A 16,322-nucleotide genomic window follows, 5' to 3' on the forward strand; every position below is an offset into this window, starting at 1 on the left:
CACCCCCTTGGCCGCCCCCGCCAGCATCGACCTGCACCACTCAAGGGCGGTAAGATAGATAGCTGGCCAACCGACCCCCACCCAAGGAGCAGACCCGTGCTGTCAGCTAACAACCTCGAACTGCGAGCTGGCGCTCGCCTGCTCATGGAGGGTGTCACCTTTCGCATCGATAGGGGCGATAAGGTTGGCTTGGTGGGCCGTAACGGTGCCGGTAAAACCACGATGACCAAGGTGCTTGCCGGTCTGACTTTGCCTGCTGATGGCACTGTCACTCGCGGCGGCACTATTGGCTATCTGCCGCAGGACCCCAAGGTCGATGACATGACCCAGCTGGCTAAGGATCGTATCTTCTCGGCTCGCGGCCTGGACGGGGTGGCCCGCAAGATGCGCCAGGCCCAAGAAATGATGGCCAGCGAAGATTCCGCGGAGCACGCCAAGGGCATGCGCCGCTACGATCGCCTTGAGGCCGAATTCATCGCCGGTGGTGGTTACGCTGCCGAGTCGGAGGCGGCAACTATCACCGCCAACCTAGACCTACCTGAGCGCGTCCTCAACCAGCCCCTATCCACCCTCTCAGGCGGCCAGCGCCGCCGCGTTGAGCTGGCCCGCATCCTCTTTGCCAACGCAGATACCATGCTGCTCGATGAGCCAACCAACCACTTAGATGCAGACTCTGTGGTCTGGCTGCGTGAGTTTTTGAAGAATTACCAGGGTGGCATTATGGTTATCTCGCACGATGTTGAGCTTATGGAGTTGGTCGTCAACAAGGTCTTCTACCTGGATGCCAACCGGTGCGTCATCGATATCTACAATATGGGTTGGAAGAACTATCTGCTACAACGTGAGCAGGACGAAGCGCGCCGCAAGCGCGAGCGCGCCAATGCCCAGAAGAAAGCCAGTGCCTTGATGGAGCAGGCCAATAAGATGCGCGCTAAGGCAACCAAGGCGGTTGCCGCCCAGCAGATGATCAAGCGCGCCGAAAGGCTGATGCGCGGACTTGAAGAAGAGCGGCAGGTTGATAAGGTGGCGGCTATTCGCTTTCCTGACCCTGCACCCTGCGGTAAGACGCCGCTTTCTGCTGAGGGGCTGTCTAAGAGCTATGGTTCCCTAGAGATTTTTACCGACGTGGATTTGGCTATTGACCGGGGCTCCCGTGTAGTGGTGCTGGGATTTAATGGTGCCGGTAAGACCACTTTGCTCCGAATGTTGGCCAAGACCACCGCTCCTGATACCGGTGAGGTGAACTATGGGCACGGGGCTAAGGTGGGCTATTTTGCTCAGGAGCACGAAATTTTGGATCACGACCGCACGGTCTTTGAGAACATGAAATCAGCTGCCCCAGACCTTGATGACACCCGGGTTCGTACTATTTTGGGTTCGTTCCTTTTTTCGGGCGATGACGTTGATAAGCCTGCAGGTGTGCTCTCTGGTGGCGAGAAGACCCGCCTTTCGTTGGCGACTCTGGTGGCCTCGTCCGCCAACGTGCTCCTGCTCGATGAACCTACTAACAACCTTGATCCGGCCTCGCGCGAAGAAATTCTCAATGCGCTCAAGAATTACCGGGGTGCTATTGTGATGGTCTCTCATGATGAGGGTGCCGTTGAGGCACTTGACCCCGAGCGGGTTCTGCTTCTGCCGGATGCCGTTGAAGACCTGTGGAGCAAGGACTACCAAGACCTGATTTCTCTGGCTTGATAGGGAAATATGAGTCTAGTCTGTTTGTACGGACAACTGACCTCTTTGTGTCCGTTTCTTACGTACTCCCATCGTTGAGCTCGCCACATTGAATTTTTCCCTTCTGTGTGTTTGTTGGGTTTTCTTCCTATAAACAAAGGTCACGATTTGATAACAGGCCGTGAGGGCTAGAAAGCATGAGGATACCCGGCGTACAGTTAGTAGTAGCCCGGCAGGTTAAGCGCCCGTTAGGGCTACATCAAGAAAACCACCTCACAGATGAGGTGGCCCAGACACCTGACATTGACGTTAGGTAGAACCTTGAAAGGAATGATTCAATGCTGGAATCACACGACGTACGTTACCCTGAAATCGCTGAAGAAGGCGTAGAAGTCGACGTTTTCTGGACCGAGGACTAATTTTCCCTCTATCTTCAGAGGGCTCGAACAGATAGGTTCGCCTGACGCATATTGTTTTCCTTCTAACCCCTATATCGATGAGTGACAACATAGTGATTAACGGGTGATGACGTTGAGGGGCCGGGTGCACAAGCACTCGGCCCCTCAACGTCATTGTCACAGCGTTACTTGCTCAGCATCATTGGCCGGACTAGGTGACGAGCCTGCCCCACACGAGAGGCAAGAACTGGTGAGGGAAAGCGGGGAGCAGCCCTAAGAAGGCCAGCGCATAGCTGCCGATATAGAGCAATAGGATGCCCGTCAACAGGTTCTCACGGGTGCTACCGGAATCTCCTAAGAGAGGCAGGGCCATATATCCGCTCTTACGCCACAGCTTGCTAGCCACCATCGGCTTGACGGTAGCTGGCCACAAAAAATTGACCCCACGGGTGGTAAGGGCATCGCCGATGACGTGAGCGGTTGCCCCGGTAAGTACAGCCCAGGGCATCAGAGCCAGCGAGTTGGTGTACAAGGTTCCGGCAACAATAAGCCCGGCACCCAGCCAGCCGCCCGGTGCACGGAAGGTGCGTAGAACCAGTCCGCCGGCAAAACCTGCCAGGGCAAGTGCCAGAACGGGTATACCGGCATAGGTTAATCGGTCAGCGCTGAAGGCCACCGCCCAGAAGGCCGCCAAACCTAGGATTGAGTGGGTGCCCTTGCGGTGCCCACCCGCTACACTCCCCACAAGCCGCGCCACCCAGCGGCTGACCGGCGGTATGGAATGTGCAATGGTGCCGTTATGGTGGTCAATATCGGGCAGCACCCCGGCACCCGCAACGGCTAGTGTGGTAACTGCCAGCGCGGTAGGGTCTTCAATGCCCAGCACCCCGGCCTCATTGAGTGCCAACCAGGCCGCAGCGGCAGAAACAGAATGGGAATAACCCATCATGGCGGTGTGAGCCCTTCGACGAAATCAGGTAAAGCACCACTTTAACACAGAGTCGAATATGTGTTCTAATTCAGGCTAGTTTACGCCAGCTACAACACTATACTTCCCTAGTAGAAAATCACCCGCTCACAGAAGACCATCTACGATAGCGTCCTCTTCCTCTTCATCCGTCACCCTGGCACCCCGCCGAGAAACCTTGGGGCGAACGATTGACTTCATATGGGCAGGCATATCATCTACAAACTCCATTCGGCGGCGAATAATCTCTTCATCTTCTTCGCCGATGTAGTTACCAGCCTCGTCATAGAACTGGCCATAGTAGGCCTCCAACTCAGCAATGACCTGAGCATCCAGCTCGTCGTTGCGCACCTTCTGCCGGGCTGACCAGAAGAAGGCGATATAAAACATGAGCGCGAAGCAGTACCACTGCACCGAGTACGAGAGGTTAGGCCCGTAGTCCTCCTCAGGCTTCTCTTGGGCAACCGGTGCGGACGCTGGCGCCGGATCCTCGCTAGCTAGAACACCATAATTAGCCGTATCTAGCGGCAAACCGGTCAGCTGGGCCATTTCAGCAAGATCAATGCTGGTGAGCTGACCCGCTATAGGTGAACCACCCGTATCAATCTCACCTTCAACCACACGAGCGGTAACAGTAACTTCACCAGACGGAGGCGCAGGAACTGACTGCGCCGTGGCACCAGCATCACCAAAAGCCGCTTCAACCCACCCACGGTCAATCACCACAAGAGGGCCGTCAACTGTTCGAAAAGGAACCAGCACCTCATAGCCGTTCACCCCCTTAGAGGGGCGATTGCGCACCAGATACTGATGCTCGGGTAGATAGGTGCCGGTCATGGTGACCGGCTGCCAGCGCAACTCGGGATTGGAGGACGCAAAAAGGTGAGGCTGCTGACTAAGATCCAGGGGAGCAGCATCATAGTTTTGTGAAATACGCTCGTTCGAAAAATCCAGAGCCTCCTTACGGCTCATCTGCCAATTCGCCAAATAAAGGCACACCAGCGATGCCACAACAGTGAGCACAAACAGGCCAACCCACTTACCCGAAAGCAAAAAACCGTACTTCTTCACAAGCAACAACCCTAACCCAGAGGCACCGTTTCCTTCCAGAAACCACGGGCCACCAGAAAATCCTGGAGATAGTCCACATGGCCAGCGCACGCCGCCCAGCTTTTGCGCCGAGAAGGCTCATGAATTTTCGGGTTGTTCCACAGCACCTCAAAAACTGCCTGGTCTGAGCACCCCTTACGGCTACACTTCACAAAGCCCGGTCCAGTCGCACCAGACAGGGAGCCACCTGCTCCCAACAAACCCAAAATATCCATCATCGCACCGCCCCCGAGCGTCCGGCCCCTTCACAATCTTCTATAACAATCTCACCATCAATCACCACAGGCTCAGCAGAAACATCACCGGGCTCCTGCTGACCGGCCCCGGGCTCACTGCTCTGTGCCTGCGCCGACCGCGCAACGCGGTCAGCCTGCGCCTCTGCAATCGCAGCCTGCTGCTCCGGCGGAAGCATGGCCGAAAAACCGCCACCGCTCTGCCTTGTCTCACCGTTAGCAACAACCACAGCAGACCAAGGCAACAGCGCAGCAGCAATGAGAAATATCCACATCCACACGCCCCCCAGAGACACCGCAGCAACAATGCACACAATGCGTAAAAACATCTTGAAGGCGTAAACCTTAGCTCGTGAACTCACCCCCACTGACTGCCGCTCAGAAGCGTCCGTGATTTCAAAAACCTCAGACTCGCCTGTTGCATAACCGGCAGCGGTTAAATCTTCAGCCGTCCAATACTTTTGTCCCATAGCGCACCTCCCCGCTCGGGTAAAACTCACCCCACCAGTCTACCCCCGCCCCCGCGGGCGTCCACGTCAACAACTTAGACCGCCCAGACCACATAACACGCTTCTCAGCGCACAAACCACCACACCCCGCTAAATCGCGTAAGATGGGGCAAGAACTCGAATCCCACAGCAAGGGAAAACTATGACCAAGCAGACCGTACTCATCACCGGCGGCAACCGCGGCATCGGCTACGCCATCGCCACCGAATTCAAAAAAGCCGGCTACAACGTCGCCATCACCTACCGCTCCGGAGAACCCCCCGCCGACTTCTTCTCCGTCAAAGCAGACGTCACCGACGCAGCCTCCATCGACGCAGCCTTCACCGCTGTCGAAGCAGAATTCGGCCCCGTTGGCGTCGTCATCGCCAACGCAGGCATCACCAAAGACACCCTGCTCATGCGCATGAAAGAAGACGACTTCACCTCCGTCATCGACACCAACCTCACCGGCGCCTTCCGCGTCGCCCAACGCGCCACCAAGGGCCTACTCAAAAACAAGGGCGGTCGCATCATTTTCATCTCCTCCGTCGTCGGCCTCTACGGCAACCCCGGCCAGGTCAACTACTCAGCCTCCAAGGCAGGCCTCGTCGGCATGGCCCGCTCCATCACCCGCGAACTCGGCGCCCGTAACATCACCGCCAACGTCATCGCCCCCGGTTTCATCCAAACAGACATGACCGAGCAGCTCCCTGATGAGCTAAAAAAGCAGTACACCGACTCCATCCCTGCCCGCCGCTTCGCCGAACCCAAAGAAATCGCCGACGTAGCCCTCTTCCTGGCCTCCGACGCCGCAGGATATATCTCGGGTGCTGTGATTCCCGTTGACGGCGGCATGGGTATGGGGCACTAATGGGAATCACATTCCGTGCCCTCTTGAGTGCTCGCGCGCTCGCACCCGGGCACTCCATCCCGTTGACGGCGGCATGGGTATGGGGCACTAACGGGGTAAACAAGAGCAGCCTGGCCGGTGTGTGCCAGCGAAGGGCGGTAGCTCCCCTCTGCCGACTAACCTTCTCGCCGGTTCGCTATCGCTCACAGGCGATTCATGCCAGCCCCAGCCAGTCGGCTGCCGGGGGAGCTACCGCCCTTTACCCCTCCGCAGTAATCATTTGTACAACGCTTAAAAGGACTAAGAATGTCACTTCAGAACAAAACCATCATCATCACCGGTTCCTCCCGTGGCGTGGGGGCAGATACCGCCCAGATCCTGGCCGCCCAGGGCGCTAACATCATCGTCAACTACCGCTCCAAGGCACCGCGTGCCACCAAGATTGTTGCCGCCATCGAAGAGGCCGGCGGCAAGGCCGTTGCAGTGCAGGGCGACGTCACCAAGGCTGAGGACGCCGCAACCCTGGTTGATGCCGCCATTGAGAATTTTGGCTCCCTGGACTATCTGATCCTCAACGCCTCCGGTGGTATGGAAGCCGGTATGCCCGATGACTACGCCATGGTGCTCAACCGCGACTCCCAGCTGCGCCTAGCCCGCCTAGCCGCCGAAAAAATGACTGAGGGCGGCCGCATCGTCTTCGTGACCAGCCACCAGGCCCATTTCATCCGCCAAGTAGAAACCATGCCCGAGTACAAGCCGGTAGCTGAGTCCAAGCGTGCCGGTGAGGACGCCCTGCTGGCAGAAATTCCTGCCCTCACCGATAAGGGCATCTCCCTGGTGGTCGTCTCCGCCGACATGATCGAGGGCACCGTCACCGCAGCCCTGCTCAACCGCCTGCACCCCGGCGCTATTGAGGCCCGCCGCGAAGAGGCCGGCAAGCTCTACACCGTCAACGAGTTCGCCCAGGAAGTAGCAAAGATGGTGACCGCCGATGTTGAAACCGGCCACATCGAGCTGGTCGGCGGCGCGGGCGGCTTCATCAAGTAGCTTTAGGATCAAAAGGTTTCGCAGGCTCGCGCTCGCTGCCGACCCTCTCGCTGGTTCACAAGCTGGCTCGCAAGCTCGCCAAATTCTCACCGAGATTTATTTTCCTCGCGCGCTCGGAATCTCGGTGCTCATCACCAGCGATTCACGCCCCGCCTGACGGCGGATTCCGTTCGCTCTTGTGTGCTCGCGCGCTCGCACTCGCTCACTTCATCCGAGCCAGCAGCTTCGCTGCGAGCCTGCCAAACCTAACCCTTTCTAACGTAAAAGGACGCTGGTATCCACCTACCAGCGTCCTTTTTGTTTATCTAGCTAGATATAAGAAACAAGAGCGATTACTACAACCAGGCTGTTGAGCGTGATATGCATTGCCAATGGCGCCCATATGTTTCCGTGAAAATAGCGAAGCCATGTCAGACCAGCACCTATCACGAGATAGTAAGGCGTAAGAAGAACCATCCCATGTACGAGGGCGAAGACAATACCAATAGCAAGGATGGTCAGAAAAACGTTTAACTTGGCGTTTAGCCAGCTGAACATAAAACCTCTGAAAAATAGTTCTTCCCATACTGGTGTCAGCACCGACATCGTTACCGCAAAAAGAACTACTAGTCCTAGATTTGGGGTAGACGCAAGCAAATCATCAAAAGAATTGGAAGAGTTACTTTTCGCTTGTCCTTTTGCGATAAGAAGCATTGTCAGTATCTGGAGTGACACAGCTACTGCTAATATCACTGGGCCTTGCCATAGCAGGTGTAGAAATTTCATACTTGGCCTGATTAGCCCAAGTTCATTGGCAGGAATTTTCCATTTTCTATAGGATGAAACCATTAGCACTGCAAGTAAAGTACTAAGCAGCGCAAGTGTAGACGTGAGCAGCACCCACAATGAATCAGCTGTAACTTCAAGTAGTTTTCCGGCGATGAGTAGTGCTCCGAAGAGAACTACGACTAAGCCAACAATCCCTGTTGAAAGAATCAGTATTTGCCGTCCTGCAACTGGCTGCTGAATCATGATACCTTCATCCTGCCCCTGCTTTTAGAGCCCAGCGAAGTGGCGCACCGCGTCCAGGCGCAGGGTATTGATCTGGGCGTCGGCCACCTCAAGCAGGGCGGTCTTAGCGTTGAAAGCAACGCCCAGCTCAGCCTCAAGAATCATGAGCACATCGTTGGCACCATCGCCCACAGCAATGGTCTGGGCGGACTTAACGTCAAACTCCTTAGCCCACTCCTTCAACGACTCCTTCTTGACCTCACCGGTAATCACCTCACCACTCACCTTGCCGGTCAGCTTGCCCTCGATGATGTCAAGGACGTTAGCCCGCGCCTTGGAAAGGTTCAGGTAGCCTGCCAGTGGGGAGAGTACCTGCACGAAACCACCGGATACAACGCATACCTCGTGGCCAGCTGCTAAAAAGACCTCAACCAGCTTGGTGGCACCGGGGGAGTAGAGCAACCGGGAGGCCACTTCGTCAATCACCGACTCATCCAGGCCAGCAAGGGTAGCTACCCGCTCACGCAGGGAAGCCTCAAAGTCTAGCTCCCCGCGCATAGCGCGTTCGGTGACCTCAGCAACCTCAGCGCCGCGCCCTGCCGCAGCAGCTAGCTCGTCAATGACCTCCTGGCGGATCAGGGTGGAATCAACATCCATGATGAGCAGCTTCTTCTCATCATTGGCTAGCTCAGCGGGCACCACATTCAGGTCAAAACCCAGCGAGCGCGCCCCATTGAGCAGCCCTAGGGCGCCGCGGGCGTCCTCAACGCCACCGCGCTCCCACCCAGCAGAAGCCAGATAAACCGAATAAGCCGGGCCCTCAGCCTCACGCTCAACACGAGAGGCAGGAACCTCCATCAAGAGCCCGGACTCAAGTTCCAGGCCCTCCACCGCCTGCAGAGCGGCCACTAGCTGCTCCTCGGTAGCAATAATGGGGGCGTCCGCGCGAGAAATAGCAACAATATTCACAGAAGTACTCATAGCCACCATTATCTACTAAAGTTGTGAACCATGGCATCAGTTCTCGAACTTAATAAGGTTACTGTCACCCGCGGCGGTAAAAATCTCATCCATAATGTTTCCTGGTCAGTTGAAGAGGGCGAACGCTGGGTCGTCCTTGGCCCCAACGGCGCAGGCAAAACCACCCTGCTCTCCATCGCCGCTGCCCGCCTGCACCCCACCCGTGGTGAGGTAGACATTCTGGACGAAATTCTTGGCGCGGTAGATGTTTTTGAACTACGCCCCCGCATCGGTCTCTCCTCAGCGCCTTTGGCCGCCCAGATTCCCGGCAATGAAACAGCACTTAACGTGGTCATTACCGCAGCCTACGGAGTGGCAGGACGCTGGAACGAAGAATACGACTCCTTTGACGACAATCAGGGCAGGGCTCTGCTTGAAGACTGGGGAGTAGCCCACTTGGCCGATTGCCCCTTCGGCACGCTCTCAGAAGGCGAAAAGAAACGCGTGCTGATTGCCCGAGCCCTGATGACCGACCCCGAAATGCTGATACTTGACGAACCCGGAGCAGGTATGGACATCGCAGGCCGCGAAGACCTGGTAGCCCGCCTTACCGCCCTGGCTCTTGACCCCCAGGCCCCCACCACCATTCTGGTCACCCATCACCTTGAAGAAATCCCAACAGGTTTCACCCACGCCCTGCTTTTGCGCGAAGGCGAGGTGGTGGCAGCTGGCCCCATCAGTCAGGTCATGACCCAAGAAAACATCTCGTCCGCGTACGGGCTAAATCTAGATGTAACCGTCCATGACTCCGGCCGCTACTCGGCTTTTGCCACCACCGGAACAAACCGCTAGGGGCAGGCCAGCTCCGCACCGGCGTCCTCAACCACCAGAGTATGAAACCACAACAGCTCACCGCGGCCCAACTGGCTGAACGTAAGGCGCGCGTAGCAGCCCTACCGTCCGTGCGCCCCCTGTCAGAAGCATCAGAGGCAGCGACCCGCCACTACACCCAGCTCACCGACGTCAAACTCCGCTCTCTCAAAGAACCAGAGTGGGGCATCTATATCGCTGAATCCTCCAAGGTCATCCGCCGTGCCCTGGCCGCAGGCCACCAGCCCATCTCCTTTCTCATGAGCACCAAATGGGCCGATGACCTCATCGACGTCCTCCAAGACCACCCCCACATCCCCGCCTATGTAGGAGACGAGGACGCCCTTGAACAAGTCACAGGGTTCGCCCTCCACCGCGGCGCCCTAGCCGCCATGGCGAGACCTGAACCTGCTCCGCTCACCGACCTACTAGAAGACACCCGGCGGGTAGCCGTACTCGAAGACATTGTCGACCACACTAACGTCGGGGCAATCTTCCGCTCCGCAGCAGCCCTGGGCGTTGATCTGGTGCTGGTGACCCCACGCTGCGCTGACCCGCTCTACCGCCGCTCCATTCGCGTGTCCATGGGCACCGTATTCCAAGTTCCCTGGGCCCGCCTAGAGTCCTGGCCGGGTGCCCTAGAAACCCTGCACCAAGCAGGCTTTACCACCGCCGCGCTCGCGCTCAGGAACGACTCACTGACCCTGCCTGAGCTGGCCTCCCGGGAGGATAAGAAACTGGCCCTCATCTTAGGGACCGAAGGGCACGGGCTGGCGCCCTCCACCCTGGCAGCCACCCAGCACACGGTCATCATCCCTATGAGCCACGGCGTAGATTCTCTGAATGTAGCGGCCGCCTCAGCCGTAGCCTTCTGGGAAACCCGCCCGAAGGTGGTAGAGTAGAGCCTCGGTTGTAAACCACAACCACCGGTAGGCACCCGCCCCGGTAGCAACAAGATATGCACTGGCAAAATCCAGGGCACGAAGAAGGTAAACATTATGCAGGCTGGCATCCACCCTGAATACAACTACGTACTTTTCCGTGATCTCGCATCCGGCGAGACTTTCCTGACCAAGTCAACCATGACTTCTCAGAAGACCGAAAAATGGGAGGACGGTAACGAGTACCCCCTCGTTGAGGTTGAAATCTCATCGGCTTCACACCCCTTCTACACCGGTAAGCAGCGCATCATGGACGCCGCAGGCCGTGTTGAGCGCTTCAACGCTCGCTTCGCAAACTTCGGCAAGAAAGCCTAGCCTAGTAAGGCTCCTACAGCTTAATATCACACCCCGTAACCCGTGGTTTTTACACGCGTTGCGGGGTGTTTTGCAGGTTCACTGCGTAAAATTAGGTTCGATTCACCCCAACGCGTCGCCCCCCTCTTGCGGCGCGCCTTTTTGAGAGAAACCTATGGGAGGTACCGTGTCAGATACGGTCGAAGAACCTCAGAAAAAGAAGAAGAGAAAGGCCCTTTGGGTTACCCTGCTGATCCTTCTGCTTATCCCCGTGGTGGCCATCGGCGGCTACCTGTTCTTGGTCAACCAGGCCTGGAACCGGTCACAGACCTTTGACAACGCTATGCCCAACGAAGACGGGTCTGTGAGCTCCGTGCACAGCGACGAGCTGCAGGCTATGGTCGACCGGGCCAAGGACGCTGAAAAGCAGATGACCAACGCTGACGGTGAGAGCTTAGCCAGCAATATCACCGAAGGTGATGCCAACGGTAACGGTATTCTTGACATCTACGAAGGCGGCGTAGTTACCGGGCGCCCGGTAGACACTGCGGCAACCGATATTCTTCTGTTGGGCTCTGACCAGCGGACCGGCGCTGAGGCCGCCCACGTCACCGGTGCCCGTGCAGATACCATCATGGTTTTGCACATTCCTGAGGACGGGTCAGCCGCCTACCTTATCTCGATTATGCGTGACACCTGGGTAAACATACCCGGCTACGGTTCCCATAAGGTGAATGCTGGGCTGAACTACGGCGGCGTAGACCTACAGGTTGCGACCGTTGAACAGCTACTGGGCGTGCGCATGGATCACGTTGCTGAAATTGATTTTGAAGGCTTCAAGTCTCTCGTTGATACGCTGGGTGGAGTCACGGTTGACGTGCCTCTCAGCTTTTCCACTGACAATTACAGCTTTGCCGCTGGCTCACAAACGGTCAACGGAGACCAGGCACTCGAGTTCGTTCGTCAACGTTACGCTTTCTCTGACGGCGACTACCAGCGCGTGCGTAACCAGCGCGCCTTCCTGCGCGGTGTCTACAACCAGCTGCGCGCCGATGGGGCTCTCGCCTCGGCTTCTAAACTTCTCAATGTTATCGAATCAGTATCTCCCTACATGACCGTTGACTCCGGCCTGTCACCGACCGCCATAGTGGGAATCGCTCAACCCGTTCTGCGCAACGGTAACACCCAGCTGGTAACGATGACCCTGCCTAATGCTGGTACCGGCTGGTCCTGGGATGGGCAGTCCATCGTGATTCTCGATGCCTATGCAACGAGTGCGCTTGCCAACTCCCTGCAGTCCGAGACCATGCCCAACTTTATTTCCACCTACGGTGGAGCTGTCACTCAATAGCTCTCGCTGTTGATGCGCTAGGATTGTTGGCCTTTGAGCTAGGGCCCCAGCCTCGTGTGAAGGTTGGGGCCCTAGCTCTATTTACCAGCTACCTAGAAAGGGTTAGTGCTCAAGCGGGTCGGCCGAGACTTCCTCTGCGGTGTAGGAGTTATCGCGCCCAAAAAAGAGAGCCATGAAGGCAATAGAACCCCCCAAAACAACACCCAGGATGCCCAATAGAGGCTCAAAAAAAATAACAACAAGGCCAACAATAAGCACCAGGCCGCCCATGAGCCCTAAGAGCACAGAGACCCGCTGTAGCCCAAGGGAGGCAGAGGGGCGCGGTTTTAGACCTTCGGCCGCTGACTGCTCCACAGCACCGGCCGTTTCGGCAGGTACATGGCTCGACGACGGCGCCAGTGACCGTTTCTTCTTCGACGATGTTGCCCTGAAGGTTTCACCCTCAGTGGCCCGGTAGGCGGCAGGTACGTCATAAGACGATGCAGGCGGTACCAACTCCGGTAAATAGTTGGGCAGCTCATCAAACCACGCCGCTGGAATCTCTGCGGTGCGCTCTGCCTGCACTGTAACAGAGAGCTCATAGGCATTGCCACGAATCGTACCCCAGGCGCTAGCGACTTTATCGCGCTCAGAAACATAACGAATCACGGGGGCTAGCTGCTCCGAAATTTGAGTCGATAAGCGGCCAATAACCTTACGGTCGTGCAACACATCAACAGACTCAACCACACGCCCGTCCGCATGCATAATCTGGTTATTCTCCAAAGAAAGAATCATGCGACCCTCACCCGAAGAAGGCAGGATGGAATGCAGATACTCCGAGTGATCCTTCTCATCAAGCACCTTCATTGACGCTCCCTGCGGAAGCAGCGCGGCCTGGGGCGGCACAGCGTTAAGCGGAAAGAGCGACCCCGGTGCGCTCAGCGAAAGCAAGCCACCACTCTCAATGTGGGTCGCACCGGTTACCCCGCGCAAGACCGCGGTGAGTTGCAGACGAGCCAGCGGGCTATGACCAGAAGCCACAACACGCGTAATAGGGTTCCAATAGGTCGCAGAATCTTCAGCAGAAAGACGCCCCACTTTAAGACTGTCCACATAGACCGCAATAGCATTGGGCTGATAGGGATTATCAGGCTCAGGAATAAGACGGGCCATACCGTGCCATACGCGCTCACGATCAATCAACAGCTCTTCAAAAATATGAAGAATTTCAGCATCATAAAAGTCATCGGTGATGACCTGAACTGTGCCGCGATCGCCCAGTACGTAGTCGGTCACTTGAGGCTCCTTCTCCCATCGAATCATACTCTCTATAGCTTCTCACAGATACGGCCGGTTATGGTGAGCAAAGCCCCCAGCACAACCGGCTTTCTCCACAGATTTTCAAAGAGTCACCGAAGAGGGCCCACCCCTACCTGAACACACCCACCAAAGCACTCTAAGAGTTGAACTTCTGGGCACGCAAAATACGTTGAGCATCATCAAGCAACTCACGCATAAGCCGCACCAGGGCTGTAGGAGCGCCCTGGCTCTCCGCAAGCCAGCATCGAGTAGCAAGGACGACCGGGTGAGCGCTCGCATCACCCCCAGCCAGTTCCACCTGAGGGTAGAGACCGCGTATCACGCGAGTAGCCATACCGCCAGAACGCTCGGCCCAGGTTGAAAGGAGCATGTCAAAGAACCTCTCACGATACCCCGCGCGCAGGGCTTCTGATCCCTGCTGAAAACCGGCAGCTGTAGCAGAAAGCAAATCATTAGAAAGAGAAACATCACCCGTTACCGAGACCCAAGCCTGATGCTTAGCGAGCTCAGTAGGCAACGCGGCGCAGGCAAAGGCAAAACCCCGCTCCGAAACCGCTGAAGGACGATAGGCGCGGGCACACTCAAGCTCCTGTACAGACACCTGCCCCCGCACCGCCAGAGCACCCAAAGCCTTCCACCCCAAACCCTGATCGTAGGTACGGCCAGGAGCCTCCACCAGCTCACCCTCAACAGGCCCCAAAGCCCCACGGGCAACGTCCTTGACCAAATCCGCCCCAACATCAGAGTGAGCCGAGGCAGCCAACGCCGCCCGCACAACAATCAGCTGCTCATCACTACCGGCCCCCACCAGCTCAAGCGCCTGCCCCAGAGCCGAAGAGAAAGCATCCCACAGCTCAGCACGCAAAGGCTCAGCCGTATACAGCGAAATCGCTGCCTGTGCCTGATTCACAATATTTGCAAGGAGCGTAGCCGACCGCTCCAGAGCAACAGCCTGACACACAGCCTGAACAAACCGATGAGAAGCCAACCTGCCATCACGCACCATACCCCACAACGAACCCCACACAAGGCCACGCGAGAGAGCGTCCTCTAAAGACGAAACATGAGCCAGAGCCACATCCAACCCATCAGCCTCAGACAGGGCAACCTTGGCATACGTCAAATCCTCAGCGTTCAACAGCAACAGATCAGCTTCACCCACCAGCTGCACCTGCTCACCCGCCAACCCAACAGACACCTCAGACACACCAGCCGGAAAATCCACAGGAATCAGCCCAGTAGCCTGTAAGCGCCCGCCCACCAGCACAAAAGTACCCACCTTCAACCGGTGCGGGCGGCCCACACCCACAGAAACCTGAGGCGGCAAAACCTGACGAAGAACTAGCCCAGACACCTCACCATCACCACCTCTGAGCCGCTCACACGATAACTCAGACAAACCCGGCGTCAACAACCAAGCATCAGCCCACAAACGCATATCGCGATCAGAGACCTCACCCAGCACACCCAAAAAATCGTCCAAAACCGTATTACCCCAAGCAAAACGCCTGAAGTAAAGACGAGTAGCCTCAACAAACCGCTCAAAACCGACATAGGCCACCAACTGCTTAAGGGCGCTCGCGCCCTTGGCGTAGGTGATGCCATCAAAGTTCTGGCGGGCGGCCTCGAGATGCGGGATGTCAGCCATAATCGGGTGAGTTGTTGGCAACTGATCCTGACGGTAAGCCCATGCCTTGCGTGAGTTCGCGAAGGTGACCCAGGCGTCCTTGTAACCACCAACCTCAGACGCTCCCAGGTGCCCCATGAAGTCAGCAAATGATTCTTTCAACCACAGGTCATTCCACCACTTCATAGTAACCAGGTTGCCGAACCACATGTGGCTCATTTCGTGGCAGATGACGTTAGCGCGCCCTTCAAACTGGGATTGGTCAGCACCTGAGACAAAAATATAGTTCTCCGTAAAAGTGACCAGGCCGGGGTTCTCCATGGCCCCCAGGTTGTATTCGGGTACAAAAGCCTGTTCGTACTTGGGGTAGGGGTAGGCGTAATCAAAGAGGTTCTGGAAGTAGTCCAGGCCCTGTTTGGTCACAGTAAAAATGTTCTGGTAGTCAAAATGCTCTTTAAGAGACTGACGGCAGTAGGCAACCAAGGGGATAGGCCCGGAATTAACAGTGGACGCGGGGGTGTAGGTATCGAAAGCGGTAAAGTACTCGCCGGCCACAATGGCCGTGATGTAGGTGGAAATACGGGCAGTCGGCTTGAATACCCGCTGAGAAATTGATGAATCCGACGGGTCATCGATATGCCGCTCCAGCTCACCGTTGGAGCTGACCACCCAGTTCTTGGGGGCAGTGATACGGAAATTGAAAACAGCCTTGAGGTCGGGCTGCTCAAAGTTGGGGAATACTCGGCGGCAGTCGGCGGGCTCATACTGAGTGTAAAGGTAAATCTTGCCATCAGCGGGGTCAATGTAGCGATGCAGGCCCTCACCCGATCGGCTGAAGTATGATCGCCCCCTGATGGTGAGGGTGTTCCGCTCCTGCAAATGAGGCAGGGCGATGCGGGAGCCCTCAACGACCTCATCGACCGGTAGCGAAACACCGTTCAAGTTCACCGATTCAACAGACTGGTGAATGTAATCAATAAAAGTGCTAGCACCTTCGGTAGCAGTAAAACGCACGGTGGTAGCAACCGGGTAGGTTTCAAAATCAGCGGTGGCATGGGCGAGATTAACATGCACATCGTAGGTATCAACGCTGATAGTACGGGCGCGCAGGGCGGCCTCTTGCTGGGTGAGGTTCTCGTTATTCACATCACCTATGATAGGGGCGTGCGCTAGCTGGGCCTAGCGCGTCTACCTTTGAGTTCTTGGCAGACCCTGTATCG

General features: G+C 56.7%; 14 protein-coding genes. 7 read left to right on the forward strand and 7 right to left on the reverse strand.

Going from position 1 to position 16,322, the window contains the following annotated elements:
- The first annotated feature begins 144 nt into the window (after nucleotides 1-144).
- Nucleotides 145-1,695, forward strand: coding sequence for a ribosomal protection-like ABC-F family protein (gene abc-f, locus L6966_RS01500; RefSeq protein ID WP_419721875.1), 1,551 nt, complete (start codon nucleotides 145-147; stop codon nucleotides 1,693-1,695).
- 588 nt (nucleotides 1,696-2,283) lie between these two features.
- On the opposite strand, the gene L6966_RS01505 is transcribed toward abc-f, so the two are convergent.
- The 3 genes from L6966_RS01505 to L6966_RS01520 all read right to left on the reverse strand — a co-directional run bounded on the left by L6966_RS01505 (nucleotide 2,284) and on the right by L6966_RS01520 (nucleotide 4,852).
- Nucleotides 2,284-3,021, reverse strand: coding sequence for a metal-dependent hydrolase (locus L6966_RS01505; protein ID WP_237224957.1), 738 nt, complete (start codon nucleotides 3,019-3,021; stop codon nucleotides 2,284-2,286).
- A 126-nt stretch (nucleotides 3,022-3,147) separates the two neighbouring features.
- Complete coding sequence (locus L6966_RS01510) at nucleotides 3,148-4,110, reverse strand: SURF1 family cytochrome oxidase biogenesis protein (RefSeq protein ID WP_237224956.1); 963 nt, start codon at nucleotides 4,108-4,110, stop codon at nucleotides 3,148-3,150.
- A gap of 253 nt (nucleotides 4,111-4,363) precedes the next feature.
- A complete protein-coding gene (locus L6966_RS01520; RefSeq protein ID WP_083090996.1) occupies nucleotides 4,364-4,852 on the reverse strand; it encodes a DUF3099 domain-containing protein in 489 nt (162 codons plus the stop codon).
- Nucleotides 4,853-5,033: 181 nt separating this feature from the next.
- Between L6966_RS01520 and L6966_RS01525 the strand changes: the two genes are divergently transcribed.
- Together L6966_RS01525 and L6966_RS01530 are read left to right on the forward strand one after the other, a co-directional pair.
- Nucleotides 5,034-5,741 carry a beta-ketoacyl-ACP reductase gene (locus L6966_RS01525; RefSeq protein ID WP_237224955.1) on the forward strand — a complete coding sequence of 236 codons (708 nt, stop codon included), beginning with the start codon at nucleotides 5,034-5,036 and terminating at the stop codon, nucleotides 5,739-5,741.
- Nucleotides 5,742-6,026: 285 nt separating this feature from the next.
- Nucleotides 6,027-6,767 carry an SDR family oxidoreductase gene (locus L6966_RS01530; RefSeq protein WP_237224954.1) on the forward strand — a complete coding sequence of 247 codons (741 nt, stop codon included), beginning with the start codon at nucleotides 6,027-6,029 and terminating at the stop codon, nucleotides 6,765-6,767.
- A gap of 309 nt (nucleotides 6,768-7,076) precedes the next feature.
- Here the strand turns inward: L6966_RS01530 and L6966_RS01535 are convergent, their stop codons facing one another.
- Together L6966_RS01535 and serB are read right to left on the reverse strand one after the other, a co-directional pair.
- Nucleotides 7,077-7,778, reverse strand: coding sequence for a CPBP family intramembrane glutamic endopeptidase (locus L6966_RS01535; RefSeq protein ID WP_237224953.1), 702 nt, complete (start codon nucleotides 7,776-7,778; stop codon nucleotides 7,077-7,079).
- A gap of 24 nt (nucleotides 7,779-7,802) precedes the next feature.
- Nucleotides 7,803-8,738, reverse strand: a complete 936-nt coding sequence (gene serB / locus L6966_RS01540; protein WP_237224952.1) for a phosphoserine phosphatase SerB — start codon at nucleotides 8,736-8,738, stop codon at nucleotides 7,803-7,805.
- A gap of 30 nt (nucleotides 8,739-8,768) precedes the next feature.
- Between serB and L6966_RS01545 the strand changes: the two genes are divergently transcribed.
- From L6966_RS01545 to L6966_RS01560, 4 genes are all read left to right on the forward strand, one after another.
- A complete protein-coding gene (locus tag L6966_RS01545) occupies nucleotides 8,769-9,569 on the forward strand; it encodes an ABC transporter ATP-binding protein (protein WP_083091000.1) in 801 nt (266 codons plus the stop codon).
- A 41-nt stretch (nucleotides 9,570-9,610) separates the two neighbouring features.
- A complete protein-coding gene (locus tag L6966_RS01550; RefSeq protein WP_237232774.1) occupies nucleotides 9,611-10,489 on the forward strand; it encodes a TrmH family RNA methyltransferase in 879 nt (292 codons plus the stop codon).
- A 96-nt stretch (nucleotides 10,490-10,585) separates the two neighbouring features.
- Nucleotides 10,586-10,843, forward strand: a complete 258-nt coding sequence (locus tag L6966_RS01555) for a type B 50S ribosomal protein L31 (RefSeq protein ID WP_083091002.1) — start codon at nucleotides 10,586-10,588, stop codon at nucleotides 10,841-10,843.
- Between the two features lie 166 nt (nucleotides 10,844-11,009).
- Nucleotides 11,010-12,173, forward strand: coding sequence for an LCP family protein (locus L6966_RS01560; protein ID WP_143539086.1), 1,164 nt, complete (start codon nucleotides 11,010-11,012; stop codon nucleotides 12,171-12,173).
- A 102-nt stretch (nucleotides 12,174-12,275) separates the two neighbouring features.
- Here L6966_RS01560 and L6966_RS01565 read toward each other — a convergent pair whose 3' ends face one another.
- Together L6966_RS01565 and pepN are read right to left on the reverse strand one after the other, a co-directional pair.
- On the reverse strand, nucleotides 12,276-13,451 hold the full coding sequence (locus L6966_RS01565) for an HIRAN domain-containing protein (RefSeq protein ID WP_083091004.1): 1,176 nt from the start codon (nucleotides 13,449-13,451) through the stop codon (nucleotides 12,276-12,278).
- A gap of 160 nt (nucleotides 13,452-13,611) precedes the next feature.
- Nucleotides 13,612-16,248, reverse strand: coding sequence for an aminopeptidase N (pepN, locus tag L6966_RS01570; protein WP_237232775.1), 2,637 nt, complete (start codon nucleotides 16,246-16,248; stop codon nucleotides 13,612-13,614).
- Nucleotides 16,249-16,322: the final 74 nt, after the last annotated feature.

It is taken from the genome of Rothia nasisuis (genome assembly GCF_928381405.1).
Classification (GTDB): Bacteria; Actinomycetota; Actinomycetes; order Actinomycetales; family Micrococcaceae; genus Rothia; species Rothia nasisuis.

Bases quoted from the DNA above. Each gene is read 5' to 3' on its own strand.
- abc-f (WP_419721875.1), top strand. From the start codon at position 145: ATGGAGGGTGTCACCTTTCGCATCGATAGGGGCGATAAGGTTGGCTTG.
- L6966_RS01505 (WP_237224957.1), bottom strand. From the start codon at position 3,021: ATGATGGGTTATTCCCATTCTGTTTCTGCCGCTGCGGCCTGGTTGGCA.
- L6966_RS01520 (WP_083090996.1), bottom strand. From the start codon at position 4,852: ATGGGACAAAAGTATTGGACGGCTGAAGATTTAACCGCTGCCGGTTAT.
- L6966_RS01525 (WP_237224955.1), top strand. From the start codon at position 5,034: ATGACCAAGCAGACCGTACTCATCACCGGCGGCAACCGCGGCATCGGC.
- L6966_RS01530 (WP_237224954.1), top strand. From the start codon at position 6,027: ATGTCACTTCAGAACAAAACCATCATCATCACCGGTTCCTCCCGTGGC.
- L6966_RS01535 (WP_237224953.1), bottom strand. From the start codon at position 7,778: ATGATTCAGCAGCCAGTTGCAGGACGGCAAATACTGATTCTTTCAACA.
- serB (WP_237224952.1), bottom strand. From the start codon at position 8,738: ATGAGTACTTCTGTGAATATTGTTGCTATTTCTCGCGCGGACGCCCCC.
- L6966_RS01545 (WP_083091000.1), top strand. From the start codon at position 8,769: ATGGCATCAGTTCTCGAACTTAATAAGGTTACTGTCACCCGCGGCGGT.
- L6966_RS01550 (WP_237232774.1), top strand. From the start codon at position 9,611: ATGAAACCACAACAGCTCACCGCGGCCCAACTGGCTGAACGTAAGGCG.
- L6966_RS01555 (WP_083091002.1), top strand. From the start codon at position 10,586: ATGCAGGCTGGCATCCACCCTGAATACAACTACGTACTTTTCCGTGAT.